15 protein-coding genes are annotated in these 15,102 nt (G+C 66.1%); 6 read left to right on the top strand and 9 right to left on the bottom strand.

The genetic code is table 11. From position 1 onward, the window contains the following. Positions 1–5: 5 nt before the first annotated feature. On the bottom strand, positions 6–1,289 hold the full coding sequence (murA, locus tag AC1RJ5_RS16280; protein ID WP_184164208.1) for a UDP-N-acetylglucosamine 1-carboxyvinyltransferase: 1,284 nt from the start codon (positions 1,287–1,289) through the stop codon (positions 6–8). 145 nt (positions 1,290–1,434) lie between these two features. Here murA and AC1RJ5_RS16275 point away from each other — a divergent pair, with 145 nt between their 5' ends. Beyond that, positions 1,435–2,169 carry a Crp/Fnr family transcriptional regulator gene (locus AC1RJ5_RS16275; RefSeq protein WP_493114382.1) on the top strand — a complete coding sequence of 245 codons (735 nt, stop codon included), beginning with the start codon at positions 1,435–1,437 and terminating at the stop codon, positions 2,167–2,169. A 361-nt stretch (positions 2,170–2,530) separates the two neighbouring features. Here AC1RJ5_RS16275 and clpS read toward each other — a convergent pair whose 3' ends face one another. From clpS to AC1RJ5_RS16260, 3 genes are all read right to left on the bottom strand, one after another. After that, the gene (gene clpS, locus AC1RJ5_RS16270) at positions 2,531–2,863 is read right to left on the bottom strand and encodes an ATP-dependent Clp protease adapter ClpS (protein WP_184165141.1); all 333 of its coding nucleotides are present in this window, start codon (positions 2,861–2,863) and stop codon (positions 2,531–2,533) included. A gap of 229 nt (positions 2,864–3,092) precedes the next feature. Further along, the gene (locus AC1RJ5_RS16265; protein ID WP_493114380.1) at positions 3,093–3,845 is read right to left on the bottom strand and encodes a phasin family protein; all 753 of its coding nucleotides are present in this window, start codon (positions 3,843–3,845) and stop codon (positions 3,093–3,095) included. A gap of 118 nt (positions 3,846–3,963) precedes the next feature. After that, positions 3,964–5,712 (bottom strand): PHA/PHB synthase family protein, encoded by a 1,749-nt coding sequence (locus AC1RJ5_RS16260; protein ID WP_493114717.1) that lies wholly within the window; start codon positions 5,710–5,712, stop codon positions 3,964–3,966. Positions 5,713–5,834: 122 nt separating this feature from the next. Here AC1RJ5_RS16260 and AC1RJ5_RS16255 point away from each other — a divergent pair, with 122 nt between their 5' ends. The 3 genes from AC1RJ5_RS16255 to AC1RJ5_RS16245 all read left to right on the top strand — a co-directional run bounded on the left by AC1RJ5_RS16255 (position 5,835) and on the right by AC1RJ5_RS16245 (position 8,379). After that, positions 5,835–7,040, top strand: a complete 1,206-nt coding sequence (locus AC1RJ5_RS16255; RefSeq protein WP_184164199.1) for an LL-diaminopimelate aminotransferase — start codon at positions 5,835–5,837, stop codon at positions 7,038–7,040. Between the two features lie 12 nt (positions 7,041–7,052). Further along, positions 7,053–7,829: a sulfite exporter TauE/SafE family protein gene (locus AC1RJ5_RS16250; RefSeq protein ID WP_269576518.1), complete on the top strand. Its 777-nt coding sequence runs from the start codon at positions 7,053–7,055 to the stop codon at positions 7,827–7,829. A 130-nt stretch (positions 7,830–7,959) separates the two neighbouring features. Continuing rightward, positions 7,960–8,379, top strand: a complete 420-nt coding sequence (locus AC1RJ5_RS16245) for an acyl-CoA thioesterase (RefSeq protein ID WP_269573051.1) — start codon at positions 7,960–7,962, stop codon at positions 8,377–8,379. 37 nt (positions 8,380–8,416) lie between these two features. On the opposite strand, the gene AC1RJ5_RS16240 is transcribed toward AC1RJ5_RS16245, so the two are convergent. Then, positions 8,417–8,917, bottom strand: coding sequence for a winged helix-turn-helix transcriptional regulator (locus AC1RJ5_RS16240; protein ID WP_184164193.1), 501 nt, complete (start codon positions 8,915–8,917; stop codon positions 8,417–8,419). Positions 8,918–9,067: 150 nt separating this feature from the next. Between AC1RJ5_RS16240 and AC1RJ5_RS16235 the strand changes: the two genes are divergently transcribed. Then, positions 9,068–9,379: a CC_3452 family protein gene (locus AC1RJ5_RS16235; protein ID WP_184164190.1), complete on the top strand. Its 312-nt coding sequence runs from the start codon at positions 9,068–9,070 to the stop codon at positions 9,377–9,379. Between the two features lie 115 nt (positions 9,380–9,494). After that, entirely contained in the window at positions 9,495–11,585 is a 2,091-nt protein-coding gene (locus AC1RJ5_RS16230; protein ID WP_493114376.1) for a RelA/SpoT family protein, read from the top strand. Here AC1RJ5_RS16230 and AC1RJ5_RS16225 read toward each other — a convergent pair. The 4 genes from AC1RJ5_RS16225 to AC1RJ5_RS16210 form a co-directional block, all read right to left on the bottom strand. After that, the gene (locus AC1RJ5_RS16225; protein WP_269573053.1) at positions 11,582–12,019 is read right to left on the bottom strand and encodes a Fur family transcriptional regulator; all 438 of its coding nucleotides are present in this window, start codon (positions 12,017–12,019) and stop codon (positions 11,582–11,584) included. The genes AC1RJ5_RS16230 and AC1RJ5_RS16225 overlap by 4 nt on opposite strands. Continuing rightward, the gene (locus tag AC1RJ5_RS16220; protein ID WP_493114374.1) at positions 11,970–12,380 is read right to left on the bottom strand and encodes a MerC domain-containing protein; all 411 of its coding nucleotides are present in this window, start codon (positions 12,378–12,380) and stop codon (positions 11,970–11,972) included. The genes AC1RJ5_RS16225 and AC1RJ5_RS16220 overlap by 50 nt, the downstream gene beginning before the upstream one ends. 58 nt (positions 12,381–12,438) lie before the next feature. Beyond that, the gene (locus AC1RJ5_RS16215; RefSeq protein ID WP_493114372.1) at positions 12,439–14,433 is read right to left on the bottom strand and encodes a TonB-dependent receptor domain-containing protein; all 1,995 of its coding nucleotides are present in this window, start codon (positions 14,431–14,433) and stop codon (positions 12,439–12,441) included. 91 nt (positions 14,434–14,524) lie between these two features. After that, on the bottom strand, positions 14,525–14,944 hold the full coding sequence (locus AC1RJ5_RS16210; protein ID WP_269573056.1) for a DUF2946 family protein: 420 nt from the start codon (positions 14,942–14,944) through the stop codon (positions 14,525–14,527). Positions 14,945–15,102 lie beyond the last annotated feature (158 nt).

Below are 15,102 nucleotides of genomic sequence, written 5' to 3'. Positions count from 1 at the left end.
GCATCCTAACCGTCGCCGACGCGCTCGATATCGGCGCCCACGGCCTGCAGCTTCTCCTCGAGCCGCTCATAGCCGCGGTCGAGATGATAGACGCGATTGACCTGGGTCTCGCCCTCGGCGGCCAGGCCGGCAAGGATCAGGCTCATCGAGGCCCGCAGGTCGGTTGCCATCACCTGGGCACCGACCAGCCTGGTCGGCCCGTGCACCACGGCGGTGCGGCCGCGCACGTCGATATGCGCGCCCATGCGGGCGAGCTCGGGCACGTGCATGTAGCGGTTCTCGAAGATCGTCTCGGTGAACACGCTGGCGCCCTCGGCAACCAGCTGCATCGCCATGAACTGCGCCTGCATGTCGGTCGCGAAGCCCGGGAAGGGCGCGGTCGACAGCGTCAGCGGCTTGAGCGGGCCATTGGCCGCGACGCGGATGCCGCCCTTGGTCTCCTCGACCGTGACGCCGGCCTGCACGAGTGCATCGAGAGTCGCGCGCATGTCGTTCGCCTCGGCGCCGACCAGCTCGACGTCACCGCCGGTGATCGCGGCGGCGCACGCATAGCTGCCCGCCTCGATCCGGTCGGGCATCACCGCATAGGTCGCCCCGTGCAGACGATCGACGCCTTCGATCTCCAGCCGCTCGGTGCCGATGCCGCTGATCTGCGCGCCCATCGCGACGAGCAGGTTGCACAGGTCGACGATCTCCGGCTCGCGCGCCGCGTTGTCGAGCACGGTGGTACCCTTGCAGGTCACCGCCGCCATCAGCGCATTCTCGGTCGCGCCGACCGAAACCACCGGGAAGCTGAAGCGCCCGCCCTTGAGTCGCCCGCCCGGCGCGCTTGCCTTCACATAGCCGGCAGCGATCTCGATCTCGGCGCCCATCGCCTCGAGCGCCTTCAGGTGCAGGTCGATCGGGCGGTTGCCGATCGCGCAGCCGCCGGGCAGCGAGACGGTCGCCTCGCCGGCACGGCCGAGCAGCGGACCCAGCACCAGGATCGAAGCGCGCATCTTCCGCACGATGTCATAGGGCGCGACCGTCGAGGTCAGCTTGCCCGCGCGCACCGTCATCACCCGCCCGAAATCGGTCGGCCGCGTGCCCTCGATCGCCGTCGAGGCGCCCAGCTCGTTGAGCAGGTGGCCGAAGCTGTCGACGTCGGCCAGGCGGGGCAGGTTGCGCAGCGTCAGCGGCTCGTCGGTGAGCAGCGCGCAGGGCATCAGCGTGAGCGCGGCGTTCTTGGCGCCGGAGACGGGAATCTTGCCGGAGAGGCGATTGCCGCCACGAATGAGAATACGGTCCATGCCGGGCTTCTAGTCGCTCGCCCGCTGCACGCAAGTCTGAGGGGGCGCTCCGCTCGGGTGCAGGCGTTTTTTGCGCCCTTGATCGATTTTAATGCATTGATTCAATTGCACTGCTTTGCATCGGCGCGTGGGGGGAAGCCATCGCGTGTCCGGCAGTTGTTTTGCGGAAAAGCTGAGCGAGCTGATCGATCTGACCGAGATCGAGCATAATGCGCTCGAAAAACTGGAGGAACGCCAGCGGCATGTGCGTCGCGGGGCGGTGCTCCAGCGTGAGAATGAGGGCTGCAGCGAGCTCTACATCCTGCGCAAGGGCCTGATGATGAGCTATGTGCTGCTCGACGACGGCAGCCGCCAGATCCTGCGCTTCATGTTCCCGGGGGACATGCTCGGCGTCTCCAGCGCCGTCTATCAGGAAGCCCCCGAGACACTCGCCGCGCTTTCGGACTGCGTCGTATGCCCGTTCGATCGCGGCGTGCTGTCGGATCTGATGCTCGCCCATCCCCGCCTCTCGGCGATGGTGTTCGTCTATTCGCAGATCGAGCGGGTGGCGCTCACCGACCGGCTCGCCGCGCTCGGCCGCACCAGCGCCAAGGCGCGCGTCGCCGCGCTGCTGCTCGAGCTGCGCAATCGCCTGCGCGCCACCGACAAGAGCCTGGCCAATGTCTTCTCGCTGGGACTGACGCAGGAGGAAGTGGGGGACGCCACCGGGTTGACCGCCGTGCACGTCAACCGGATGCTGCGCCAGCTCGAGGAGGAGCATTTGATCGCGCGCGAAGGCGGTCGCGTCACCTTGCTCGACGAACGCGCGCTCGCCCGCGCCGCCAATTACGTCAATCGCTATGAAGGGCTCGATCTCAGCTGGCTCCCCAGGGCGCGCTGAGCGGCATCCATCGATTCTCGGAAAAAGTCGGGCCGGACGTCAGCGGTGACAAGTCGCGCCGTCCGGCCCTGCGTTCCCGCCCAAAACCCCCCGGTTCCCAGGAACTGAGGGCCTTTTACCGATTCGCCCCGAAGCTGTGTCGCCCGGAAAAACGCCTACGCGGACAAGCCCTTAGGCGGGGGTGTAACGATCAAAGGGCCCGTCATCACGGGTCCAGCGGGCGATCATACGCCGGTCCCCGGCGGAGGCCGGGATCCAGTATCAACGAACGGTCGACGGCGCCGGAGACTCTCGAACTGCACTGCGGCTGGGCCCCGGCCTTCGCCGGGGAACTTCAATCACGCGAAAAGTCAGGAAAGGATCAGGCCTTTTCCAGCGTGCACTGGAGCGGATGCTGATTCTGCCGGGCGAACTCGATCACCTGGCTCACCTTGGTCTCGGCGACTTCATAGCTGAACACCCCGCACACGCCCACGCCGCGCTGGTGGACGTGGAGCATCACCCGAGTCGCCTCTTCCATGTCCATCCGGAAGAAGCGCTGCAGGCACAGCACGACGAACTCCATCGGCGTGTAATCGTCGTTGAGCATCAGCACCCGATAGGGCGTCGGCTTCTTGGTGCGCGTGCGAGTACGCGTGGCGAGGCCGATCGAGGGGTTGTTGCCCCGATCGTCGTCATTGCCGTCCTCGGCCATGCGCAGCGGCATGTTGGTGTCGAATGTCACGGGATCTGTCACGCCGCGGAAAATATGGGCTCGCGTCCCCAAGGGCAAGGCCACGCCGCACGCGTAAACCCTGATTGAGAACAGCCGGGTGCTTTTCGCAAAAGGAAAGGGCGGCCCTTCCCGAAGGAAAGGCCGCCCTGATCCTGTGTCTTCCGGCGCCGATTTGTCCGGCTTGCGCCGGTTGGCGGGAAGCGCCGGCTTACGCCGCGGTCTTCACCTTCTCGGCGGCGACGGCAACGCGGTTCGACAGCGGCTGGGCCGCGTCGCTGGCGAGCTTGATCAGCGCCTCGGTGTTCTTCGAAGCCTCGGCGACGTACGAGTCGAACGCGCCGCGGAAATAGTCGCTCTGCAGCTTGAAGAAGTCGGCCGGCGTCTTGGCCGACGAGAAGCTCTTCAGCGCGGCGGTCGCGCTTTCGAAGCTCTTGCGGCTATACTCGGCGGCGTCCTGGCCAAGGCCTTCGAAGCCCTTGGCGGCGATGCGGCCCGACTCGACGAGTGCCTCGACATTGCCCTTGGCGAAGTCATTGGCTTCCTCGACCAGCTTGGTCGACTTCTCGACAGCGGCCTTGGTGCGGTCGTTCCACTCGGCGAACAGAGCCTGGGCCTTGCCGGTGGCGTTCTCGATGGTGGTCATCACTTTTTCCTTCACTGCCGGCGCGGCGACCGTCTCTTCGACGATCTCCACGGCGGTGGTTGCGGTTTCCGTGACGGCCTCGACGATCGGCTCGACCACGGCTTCAACAGTTTCAGTCACTTCCTGCGTTGCGTCCGCAAGGACCGGTGCCGGCTCGGCGACGGGGGCTTCCACGATCGTCTCGACGATCGGTTTGGCAACCTTCTCCTGCACGGGCGTCTCAGCCTTGGGCGCAGCAACCTTCGCCGGCGCGGCCTTGGCGCGCGCCGCAGGCTTCGGAGCGGCTGGCTTGCCGGTCTTCGGTCCCTTGGTGGCCATGATATGCCTTCCCTAAAAGCTATTGCTGCGATGCAACATGTAGGCTTTTCCGGCAGGCATTGCAAGCATTATTGTGCAGTGCACAAAAATACACAAAGCGTTCAAATTAGATGATAAATCAGCGCGTACGCACGTAGCTGCCGGGCGCATCTTCCAGCGCCGCAAGCTTCCCCTTGCCGGGCACGCGAGCGCCCTTTGGCGGCACCTTTTCCGAATCGATTGCTGCAAGCCATTCGATCCAGTCGGGCCACCAGCTCCCCTTAGTCTCTTTTGCGCCCGCAAAGAACTCCGCGAGCGTCTCAACCTTGTCCGAATTGGTCCAATACTGGTATTTTTGCGCCGAAGGGGGGTTCACCACCCCCGCGATATGGCCGGAGCCCGCCAGCACGAACTTGAGCGGCCCCTTGAAGTAATGGGTCATCTTCCAGACGCTCTGCGCCGGCGCGATATGGTCCTCGCGCCCGGCCTGGACATAGGTCGGCGTCAGCACCTTTGAGAGGTCGAGCGGCGTCCCGTTGATCGTCAGCGCGCCGGGCTGGACCAGCTTGTTGTCGCGGTACAGGTCGGTCAGGTAGCTCATGTGCCAGCGTGCCGGCAGGTTGGTCACGTCCGAGTTCCAGTGGAGCAGGTCGAACGGGGCATAGTCCTTGCCCATCAGGTAGTTGTTGGTGACGTAGTTCCAGATCAGGTCGCGGCCGCGCAGCAGGTTGAACGTCGCCGCCATGTAGCGCCCGTCGAGAAAGCCGTCGGCGCTCAGGTTGCGGATCATCGCCAGCTGGTCGTCATCGACGAACATGCCGAGCTCGCCGGCCTCGGAGAAATCGACCTGCGCGGTGAAGAAGGTCGCGCTCGCCACCTTCCTTGCCTCGCCCCGCGCGTGCAGCACCGCCAGGGTCGCCGCGAGCGTGGTGCCGGCGACGCAATAGCCGATCGTGTGCACGCCCTCGACGCCGAGCAGATCGCGGACCGTGTCGATCGCGTCGATCTGCCCGCCTTCGACGAAATCGTCCCACACCACGTCCTTCATCGTGGCATCGGCGGACTTCCACGAGACGACGAACACGGTCAGCCCCTGCTCCACCGCCCAGCGGATGAAGCTCTTCTCGGGGTTGAGATCGAGGATGTAGAAGCGGTTGATCCAGGGTGGGAAGATCAGCAGCGGGGTGGCGTAGACCTGCTTGGCGCCCTCGGCCGGCGCATACTGGATCAGCTCGTAGAGCGGCGTGCGCTTGACCACCTTGCCCGGCGTCATCGCCAGGTTGCGGCCCAGCTCATAGGCGCCTTCCGCCGTCTGGGTCATCTGGCCCTTGGCCATGTCGCCCATCATGTTGGACAGGCCCTTGAGCAGACTCTCGCCCTTGGTCTCGACGATCTTCTCGAGCACTTCGGGATTGGTCGCCGGGAAGTTGGTCGGGCTCAGCGCATCGATGAATCCCCTGGTCGCGAAGCGCACCTGCTCCTTCTGTTTCGAATCCATCCCCTCCATCGCGTCGATGCCACGCAGCATGTGATCGGCGATCACGAAATAGCTCTGGCGCAGGAAGTCGAACACCGGCTCCTCGCGCCATTGCGGCGCCTTGAAGCGCTTGTCGCGCGCCTGCTCGGGCGATTCCTCGAAAGGCTCGGCATGGCTCGGGTCGAGGAAGCGCTGCCACAGCTTCATCGTGTCCGCCCAGAAATCGGTGCTCGCCTTCACCGCCGCCGTCGGATCGAGCAGCGCGCCGAACGGCGGCGCCGCCGGCATGTGCTCCACCCAGTCGAAGCCGTGTTCCAGCATCATCTGCTGGGCCCGGCCCAGCACCCAGGTCCAGTGCTGCAGGTCTTCCAGGTCGGGAATCGGCGGGGTCGTCGTCTCGGCCATGCGCATCCTCTTCAAGCGCTGCTTTAGCGCACCACATCCAACTCGTCATTCCCGCAGACGCGAACATGGCGTAGGGAACCCGAACGGTACAGCGTCGTGCCGCGCTCCAACCCCTGAGAGATGAGGAAATGTCCGAAGAATTCTACCGCATGAAGCGCCTGCCCCCGTATGTCATCGCCGAAGTGAATGCGATGCGGGCAGCGGCGCGTGCGGCGGGAGAGGACATCATCGATCTCGGCATGGGCAACCCGGACCTGCCGCCGCCGCCACACGTGATCGAGAAGCTGGTCGAAGTCGCGCAGAAGCCCGATGCGCACGGCTATTCCCAGTCGCGCGGCATTCCCGGCCTGCGCCGGGCCCAGGCGAATTACTACGCCCGCCGCTTCGGGGTCGAGATCGACCCCGAGACCGAAGTCGTGGTGACCATGGGCTCGAAGGAGGGCCTGGCCAGCCTCGCCACCGCGATCACCGCGCCGGGCGACGTCGTGCTGGCACCCAACCCCAGCTACCCGATCCACACCTTCGGCTTCATCCTCGCCGGCGCGACGATCCGCGCGGTGCCGACCACGCCGGACGAGCATTATTTCGAGAGCCTCGAGCGCGCGATCGCCTTCACCGTGCCGCGCCCCTCGATCCTGGTGGTCAACTATCCGTCGAACCCGACGGCGGAGACGGTCGACCTCGCCTTCTACGAGCGGCTCGTCGCTTGGGCGCGCGAGAACAAGGTGTGGATCCTTTCCGACCTCGCCTATTCCGAGCTCTATTTCGACGGCAAGCCGACTGTCTCGATCCTGCAGGTCAAGGGCGCCAAGGACGTGGCAATCGAGTTCACCTCGCTCTCCAAGACCTATTCGATGGCCGGCTGGCGCATGGGATTCGCGGTGGGCAACAAGAAGCTGATCGCGGCGATGACCCGAGTGAAGTCGTACCTCGACTACGGTGCCTTCACGCCGATCCAGGCCGCTGCCTGCGCAGCGCTTAACGGCCCGCAGGACATCGTCGAGGCGAACCGCCAACTCTACCACAAGCGCCGCGACGTGCTGGTCGAAAGCTTCGGCCGCGCCGGCTGGGATATCCCCAGCCCGCCCGCCTCGATGTTTGCCTGGGCACCGCTGCCCCCGGCGCTGGCGCATCTCGGCAGCCTCGAATTCTCCAAGCAGCTGCTCACCCATGCCAAGGTCGCGGTCGCGCCCGGCGTCGGGTACGGCGAGAATGGCGAGGGCTTTGTGCGCATCGCGATGGTCGAGAACGAGCAGCGCCTGCGCCAGGCGGCGCGCAACGTGAAGCAGTATCTGAAGTCGATGGGCGTCAACACCCCGGCAAAGGCAGGCTGAGCCCAGCCAGTGCTGCATATCGACCTGCTCTATTCGCTGGCCGGGATCCTGGTCGGCCTGCTTGTCGGGCTGACCGGGGTTGGCGGCGGATCGCTGATGACGCCTTTGCTCGTCCTCGCCTTCGGCTTCCACCCGGCCACCGCGGTCGGCACCGACCTGCTCTATGCCTCGGGCACCAAGGCGGTCGGCACCGCCGTTCATGGCTGGCGCGGCTCGGTCGATTGGCGAGTGGTCCGCCGGCTGGCGACCGGTAGCGTACCCGCGACGATCCTCACCTTGCTCTATCTCGCCGCCGCCCACCGCGACGCCAAGGATACCGGGCACCTGATCTCCGTCATTCTCGGCGCCACGCTGGTATTCACCGCAGTTGCAGTGCTGTTCCGTGTCCAGATCGTCCGCGCCGCGGGCCGGCGCTTCGCCAAGCTCGACGAGCAGGTGGTGGCGGCGCTCACCGTGCTGCTCGGCGTGGTACTTGGCGTGCTGGTCTCGCTCACCTCGGTCGGCGCCGGCGCGCTGGGGATGACCGCCCTGCTCGTCCTCTATCCCGGCTCGCCGGTCGCCCGGCTGGTTGGCTCGGACATAGCGCACGCCGTGCCGCTCACCTTCATCGCCGGGCTCGGCCACTGGTCGATGGGCTCGGTCGATCTGAACCTGCTGGTGGCGCTGCTGCTCGGCTCGATCCCCGGCATCGTCGTCGGCAGCCTTATCGCGACCCGCGTGTCCGACCGGGTGCTCACGCCGATCCTGGCGACGGTGCTGGCGATCGTCGGCGTCAAGCTGCTGACCTAGCCTTCCCTCCTGTTCCCCGGAAGCCGGGGCCCAGGGCCTCAGGCGACACGGAAGCGAAATCCTGCCCCCCGGCCTTCGCCGGGGAACCGCCCAGGTTGACGCGCCACCCACACCGCGCCAACCCACCGCCATGCGCCCAGGCTTCCAATTCTCCACCCGCTTCCGTGTCCGCTATTCCGAGATCGACGGGCAGAAGATCGTCTTCAACTCGCGCTATCTCGAATATGCCGACGTCACCCTCGGCGAATTCTGGCGCTGGGCGGACCTGGGCGATATCGGCCCCGACTGGCTCGACGCCGAGTTCAACGTCGTCAGAGCGCGCGTGGATTACCGCAAGCCCTTCGTCTTCGACGACATGGTGGAAGGCTTCGCCCGCGTCGAGCGCATCGGCACCTCGAGCATGACGATGCGCATCGAACTCTGCCACGCCAGTACCGGCGAGCTGCACACCGAGATCGAGATGGTCAGCGTCCATGTCGACCTGGAAACGCGCAAGTCGAAGCCGATCCCGGATGGCGTCCGCGCCCGGCTGGAGGCGTTGGGCGGTTAACCTTCAGTCCTTCCCCGCCAGGGGGAGGATAAGAGATTTACTCCGCCGCCTTCACCTCGGCCAGTTCCTCGTCGCGCACAACGTCCTCGGGCAGCGCCCAGAGCAGGTCGCCCTTGCCCAGCGCGCGCCCGTCATGGCTCAGCACCTGCACCGGCCGGATCGGGCGGCTGTCGCGGGCATCGACCAGCACTGGATAGGCCGGGGTGCCGGTCTCCCAGCGCTCGCCCCATTGCCTGAGCGCGATCATCGCCGGCAGCAGCGCATAGCCTTTGTCGGTCAGGCGATATTCGATCTTGCGGCGATCGTCGGCGCAGGGCTCGCGGACCAGGATTCCCTTGTCGACCAGACGCGCCAGCCGATTGGCGAGGATGTTGCGCGCGATGCCCAGCTCGGACTGGAATTCCTCGAAATGGTGAAGCCCGTTGAACGAGCCGCGCAGGATCAGGAACGACCAGCGCTCGCCCATCGCTTCCAGTGCCGCCGGAAGGCTGCAGTCATTCGCCAGCTGGCGCAGGGACTCTCGAATGGCACCACCCATGACTTGTCACCCTATCGCAATTTATGACGCTACGGAATGCCGTAACTTCTTGCATTGCAGCAATAGTTTCTCGTTGCAACTTACCTTTGTGTCAATTAGATATTGAGTCGCAACACCCGTTGCAGTGTGATTCGACCCCAGGAGGTTTCCATGACCCGCTTCTTCGCCGCAGCGGCCGCGGCCACGCTGGCCCTCGTCCCCGCCGCCGGCATCGCGCAGGGTGCCCCGAACGGCTATTACGCCGCCACTCCGGTGAGCGCGCCGGCCAAGGCCAGCCTCGTCACCCGCTCGACCCTCTGGAAGTGCAATGGCGGCACCTGCACCGCCGCCAAGGCCAATGCCCGCGACGGCATCGTCTGCGAGCTCGTCGCCCGTGAAGTCGGCAAGCTTTCGGCCTTCCGCGCCAATGGCACCGATTTCGACGCTGCCAGCCTCGAGAAGTGCAACGCCAAGGCGCACTGAGCCTATGGCGCCGGCGCCACACCAGTTCGGCTAAAGTGATTGAGCGCGGTCCGAAATTCCCGGATCGCGCTCAATTTCATTGCAAAGCAGCAGCGCAGCGCCCCATTTAGATATCGTGCTGCGTCAATATGAACTTGTAGACCGGGTCCTCAGCTACGACCCCGATGCCGATGAAGCTATGCTCAACCGGGCCTATGTCTTCTCGGTGAATGCGCACGGCACCCAGAAGCGCGCCTCGGGCGACCCCTATTTCAGCCACCCGATCGAAGTGGCCGGCATCCTCACCGACCTGCACCTCGATGACGAGACGATCGTCACGGCGATCCTGCACGACACGGTGGAAGACACGGTTGCCACGCCCGAGGACATCCAGCGCCTGTTCGGCGACAATGTCGCGCGCATGGTCGATGGCGTCACCAAGCTCTCCAAGATCGAGGCGCAGACCGAGAGCGAACGCGCCGCCGAGAATCTGCGGAAATTCCTGCTCGCCATGTCGGACGATGTCCGCGTGCTGCTCGTCAAGCTGGCCGACCGGCTGCACAACATGCGCACGCTGGTCCACATCAAGAACCCGGACAAGCGCAAGCGCATCGCCCGCGAGACGATGGAGATCTACGCGCCGCTCGCCGAGCGGATCGGCATGTACGAGTTCATGAAGGAGATGCAGACGCTCGCCTTCCGGGAGATCGAGCCCGAAGCCTATGAATCGATCTCCAAGCTGCTCGACAGCCTCAAGGTCGAGGGCGAGGACCGGATCGCCAAGATCTCCTCGGGCCTGAAACTGCTCCTCTCGCGCGGCGGCATCGATGCCGAGATCACCGGCCGAGAGAAGCATCCCTATTCGATCTGGAAGAAGATGTCGGAGCGGCACGTGTCGCTCGAACAGCTTTCGGACATCATGGCCTTCCGCGCGATCGTCGATACCGAAGAGGAATGCTATCGCGCGCTTGGCGTGATCCACCGCCGCTGGCCGATGGTGCCGGGCCGGTTCAAGGATTACATCTCCACGCCGAAGCGCAACGGCTATCGCTCGCTGCACACCACGATCATGCATGCTGGCGACACGCGCATCGAAATCCAGATCCGCACGCGCGACATGCATGCCCAGGCCGAGTACGGCCTCGCCGCCCACTGGGCCTACAAGACCAGCAATGTCCGTCCGGATACCCAGGTCAGCTGGATCAAGGACCTGATCGAAATCCTCGAGCATGCCGACAGCCCCGAAGAACTGCTCGAGCATACCCGGATGGCGATGTACCAGGACCGGATCTTCGCCTTCACGCCGAAGGGCGAGCTTATCCAGTTGCCCAAGGGCGCGACGCCGATCGACTTCGCCTATGCGGTGCACTCGAACCTGGGCGACCAGGCGGTGGGCGCCAAGATCAATGGCCGCGTCGTGCCGCTGCGCACCGAGATCGAGCAGGGCGACCAGGTCCAGATCCTCCGCTCCAAGGCGCAGGAGCCGCAGGCCAACTGGCTCAACTTCGCGATCACCGGCAAGGCGCGCGCGGCGATCCGTCGCCATATCCGCCTGAAGGAGCGCGAGGAGACGATCGCGCTCGGCCGCAAGCTCTATGACGAGATCGTCGAGCGCCTGCCGACGCCGCCGGGCGAAAGCGCGATCCCCGATGCGCTCAAGCGCCTCAAGGTCCAGGACGAGGCGACGCTGATGGAAGCGATCGCGCGCCGCCAGTTCACCGATTTCCAGGTGATGGAAGCGCTGATGCCCGGCTCGACCGAGGGCGAGGACGAGCATGACCTGCCGCCGCAGCAGCACGCGATCGAGATCAAGGGCCTCACGCCCGGCGTGGCCTTCCATTTCTCGCCCGATTGCCGCCCGGTGCCTGGCGACCGCATCGTCGGCATCCGCCGCCCCGGCGAGCCGATCGAGGTCCACCGCATCGATTGCCCGAGCCTGGCCGACACGATCGAGGAAGACTGGGTCGATCTGACCTGGGGCGACAAGGCCGAGGGCGGCATCGCTCAGATCGAGATCACGCTCAAGAACGAGCCCGGCGCGCTCGGCGCGGTCGCCACGCTGATCGGCCAGCAAAAGGCGAACATCCTCGGCCTGCGCATGGATAATCGCGACACCACGTTCCACACCAACACGATGGACCTGGAAGTGCGCAACGCCGCGCATCTGATGCGCCTGCTCGCGGCGCTCCGCGCAGCCGATGTGGTGAGCTCGGCCGAGCGGAGCTAGGCCGGGTTCCGCCCTGCGCACCTGCCGCAGAGCCCCGGCACCTCGATCACGCTGCGCACGTCGCGCATCCCCGCCTCAGTCGCCCCCGCCTCCAGCCGCGCGAACAGTTCGGGACACGCCACCGCGTGCACCGTCCCGCAGCCGCGACACCAGAACAGCATCGCTGGCGCCGGACCGGCCGGCACATAGCCGCCCGCGACCAGCACCTTGCACGCCTCGCCCGCGTCGATCAGCCGCTTGAGCGCGCGATAGACCTGACTCGGCGGCACCACTTCGCCCGTGTCGAGCAGCATCTCGACCAGCTCGAGCCCGGTCAGCGGCCGCGGGTAGCGCAGCTCGAGCAGCCGCAGCACCCGCTCGTGGAGGAAGCCGGCGCCGCGCTTCCTACCCGCCATGCGGCCGCCCGCCATGGCGCCGCCGCCAGTTGCCGACATGCGCGGCGACCAGGCTGATGCTCCCCGCCATCGTCGCCAGCGTCTCGTATCGCCCGCCCTCCAGCAGCAACGCGCCGACAGCCAGCAGGGCCAGCCCGATCGTGCCGGCGAGGACCGGCCACAACGCCCGGTGTTGGCGGAAGCCGAAGAACAATGCCGATCCCGAAGCCGGCACGGCAAAGGCGAGCAGCCACAGATGCAGGCTCTCGGGGAGCGCGAGCACGCGCGACAATGCCGGCAGCACCGCCAGCAGCAGCGGCAGCCCGGCGCAATGGATCAGGCACAGGATCGACGCACTCGCCGCCGCCCGCTCGAACCAGTCGAGCCGCGACACGCCCCTGTCCCGCGGTACGCAACGCATGGGAATCTCCCTGCGCGGCACCGCCGCCGCGAACCCGTCACGGCGGCGGCACGGCGGCTCAGAAGGTGGCGACGCGCAGCACGAAGCGGACGGTGCGCCCCGGCATCACCACATCTTCCTTGTTGAAGGCCGATGCGTTGCGGATCACGTCGTTGGTCAGGTTCTGGCCCACGATCGCCAGCTCGATCCCCGGCTGGCTCTTGAACGGCCGCACCGCCAGATTGGCGCTGAGGTTGTTGTAGCCGTCGGTCGGGGTGTCGAAGACGCCGAACTTGTCCTGTTCGCCGACATGCATCCACAGGAAGCCGGCATCGAACCGGTCGCTCTTCCAGTTGAGCCCGCCACCGATCCGGTAAGGCGGGATGCGCGGGACATTGTTGCCGTCGTCGAGCTTGGCCCGGGTATAATCGCCCAGCACATGTGCCTCGAGCCCGCCGGCCGCAGTCTTGAACAGCTGGTAGCGCAGGTCGCCCTCCAGCCCCCAGAAATGCGCGCCCTGCTGGCCGTAGTTGAGCTCCTTCAGCTCCTCGCTGTCGCCGACCACGCACGCGCCGTCATCGTCGCAGGTCCGCCCGGTCAGGTCGCCATAGATGTAGTTGTGGAACCAGGTGCCATAGACGCTGCCTTCGAAGCGGAACGGCCCGGAGTTCACGCGGATCGTGCCTTCGAGCGAATTGGCCCGCTCGATCTTGAGCGCGGGGTCGCCCGTCTCGAAAGTCTGCGGCCCGTCATGCCCGCCGCGCGCGAACAGCTCGGTCAGCGCCGGCGCGCGGCCCGTGCTCGAGAAGGTCACGCCCAGCTTCACTGCCGGCGTCACTTCGAGCAGCGCGCCGATCGCCCCGCTCAACGGCGTATAGTCGCGCTTGGTGAACACGTCCGATGCCGGCGTGCCCTCGATATGGACATTCTCCACCCGCCCGCTCGCCTGGATGTGCAGCACACCGCTCAGCGGGATCTCGGTGAACAGATAGGCCGCTTCGCTCTGCGACGTCGCCGGCGACAAATACGAGCTGTCCGCGCCGATCGCCGAGAAGTCGCGGTGGCCCACCTGGATGCCGAGCGCGGTCTTGGAGAGGAAGCCGATCTGGCCGAGCAGCAGCTCGGCGCGGCTGTCGAACTCCTTGTTCTTGAAGGTCGTGTTGACCGAGCCGTCCGGGTTCTTCTCCTGGTGCTGGTAATCGCCATAGCTGGCATCGACGTCGAGCGACTTGAGCAGCCCGTCGCCCAGCGCGAACGACGAGCGGCCGATCACCTTGGTCTGGCGCATGTCGATCCAGGCGGTGTCGGCCGGGATGCCGTATTCGCTGTCGTAGTGGATCACCGCGGCGCCGATATGGCTGCCCTTGTCCGGCCCGAAGAACACCGAACCACCCAGCGACCCGCCCCAGCCGCGCACGAAGCTGTTCTCCTGCGTGCCGAGCGGCGTCTCATAGTCGCCGGCATGCCGATAGAAACCGTCGGCGTGCAGCGCGAGGTCGCCAGCCTTGGCATCGACGAGGCCCGCCGTCTGCCAGGTATCGGCATTGGTCGCATAGCTGCCGCTCAGCTCGCCCGACAGGTCCTTGGTCGGCAGCTCGGTCGGCACGCGGTTGTTGAGCACATTGACCACGCCGCCGATCGCCTGGCTGCCATAGCGCAGCGTCGCGGCACCGCGCACAACCTCGATGCGCCGCGCCGAGAGCGGATCGATCGGCACGCCGTGATCGGGGCCGATATCGGAGACGTCGGAAGCGCTGCTGCCATCCTCGAGCATGCGCACGCGCGTCGCGTCCATGCCGCGGATGATCGGCCGGCTCGCGCCCGAGGCAAAGCCGGTGCCGGCGATCCCGGGCACCTGGCTCAGCGCATCGGCGATATTGCCGCCGCCGGTCTGGACGATCGTGTCGCGATCGACCGTGGCGACGATCGTCGGCGTCTGCGAGCCGAGCGGCGATCCGGTGACGATGATCGTGTTGCTGTCAGGCTTGGGCGGCGAGGCAGGCGCGTCCTGCGCGGAAGCGACGGCCGGGATCAGGGCAGCGGAAGCCGCGCCCAGCAGGAAGAGATAACGCATGTAGACAAACTCCAAGGACCTTGGCGTCGGGCACGCATCAGCGGCCCGGCGGGGTGCGAGGGCATGCTCTGCCCTTCGCGACTATGTGGGTTCAGGCCTTGGAGCGGAGGGGCGGCGCGCGACTGCGCCAGGCATGCGATTGCTGGCGCAGCGCCAGCGCGAGCAGCAGGGTGACGGCAAACCAGGCGGCAAGCGCCGCCGGCGGCTGGAAGGCGATCGGCGCGGGCAGCAGATAGGCGCCGCCATGCGCGATTTCCTGGCAGATCGGGCAATTGTCCGGCGTATCGGCCGGCGCCTGCCCACCCTTCTCGACGCGGGTCCCGCCCAGCTGCTGGACGGACAGCGCAAGCGAAACGCCAGCTTGCCCGAAATGCCGATGGGTCTGGGTGACGAAGCTCTGCCAGCCAAAGGCGAACAGCGTAAGCAGCAGCATCGCCGCCCAGAGCGCGCGCAGGCCGGCAAGCCGACCTCCGCCACGCGCCCAGGCGCTCCGCTGATACCGCAAGCTCATATCGCCAACACGACCATAGCGCGCCGCCGCACATGCCGCAGCGCAAAAATCACCGTTATGTTGTACTATTACATTGGTCAAGCCCATTGCCCGTCATCCGCCGGCCCGGCGCCCTTGATTCCGGCGCTTGCAATGTAGGATTCTGACTAAGAACATAA

This window comes from Sphingomonas sp. GW822-FHT03G08, from assembly GCF_058801135.1.
Note: the sequence above shows the minus strand (reverse complement) of the source record. Positions and strands in the feature narration are given on the sequence as shown.

Excerpts from the sequence above, each read along its gene's own strand:
- murA (WP_184164208.1), bottom strand. The coding sequence starts at position 1,289 with ATGGACCGTATTCTCATTCGTGGCGGCAATCGCCTCTCCGGCAAGATT.
- clpS (WP_184165141.1), bottom strand. The coding sequence starts at position 2,863 with ATGGCCGAGGACGGCAATGACGACGATCGGGGCAACAACCCCTCGATC.
- AC1RJ5_RS16265 (WP_493114380.1), bottom strand. The coding sequence starts at position 3,845 with ATGGCCACCAAGGGACCGAAGACCGGCAAGCCAGCCGCTCCGAAGCCT.
- AC1RJ5_RS16260 (WP_493114717.1), bottom strand. The coding sequence starts at position 5,712 with ATGCGCATGGCCGAGACGACGACCCCGCCGATTCCCGACCTGGAAGAC.
- AC1RJ5_RS16255 (WP_184164199.1), top strand. The coding sequence starts at position 5,835 with ATGTCCGAAGAATTCTACCGCATGAAGCGCCTGCCCCCGTATGTCATC.
- AC1RJ5_RS16245 (WP_269573051.1), top strand. The coding sequence starts at position 7,960 with ATGCGCCCAGGCTTCCAATTCTCCACCCGCTTCCGTGTCCGCTATTCC.
- AC1RJ5_RS16240 (WP_184164193.1), bottom strand. The coding sequence starts at position 8,917 with ATGGGTGGTGCCATTCGAGAGTCCCTGCGCCAGCTGGCGAATGACTGC.
- AC1RJ5_RS16235 (WP_184164190.1), top strand. The coding sequence starts at position 9,068 with ATGACCCGCTTCTTCGCCGCAGCGGCCGCGGCCACGCTGGCCCTCGTC.
- AC1RJ5_RS16225 (WP_269573053.1), bottom strand. The coding sequence starts at position 12,019 with ATGTCGGCAACTGGCGGCGGCGCCATGGCGGGCGGCCGCATGGCGGGT.
- AC1RJ5_RS16220 (WP_493114374.1), bottom strand. The coding sequence starts at position 12,380 with ATGCGTTGCGTACCGCGGGACAGGGGCGTGTCGCGGCTCGACTGGTTC.
- AC1RJ5_RS16215 (WP_493114372.1), bottom strand. The coding sequence starts at position 14,433 with ATGCGTTATCTCTTCCTGCTGGGCGCGGCTTCCGCTGCCCTGATCCCG.
- AC1RJ5_RS16210 (WP_269573056.1), bottom strand. The coding sequence starts at position 14,944 with ATGAGCTTGCGGTATCAGCGGAGCGCCTGGGCGCGTGGCGGAGGTCGG.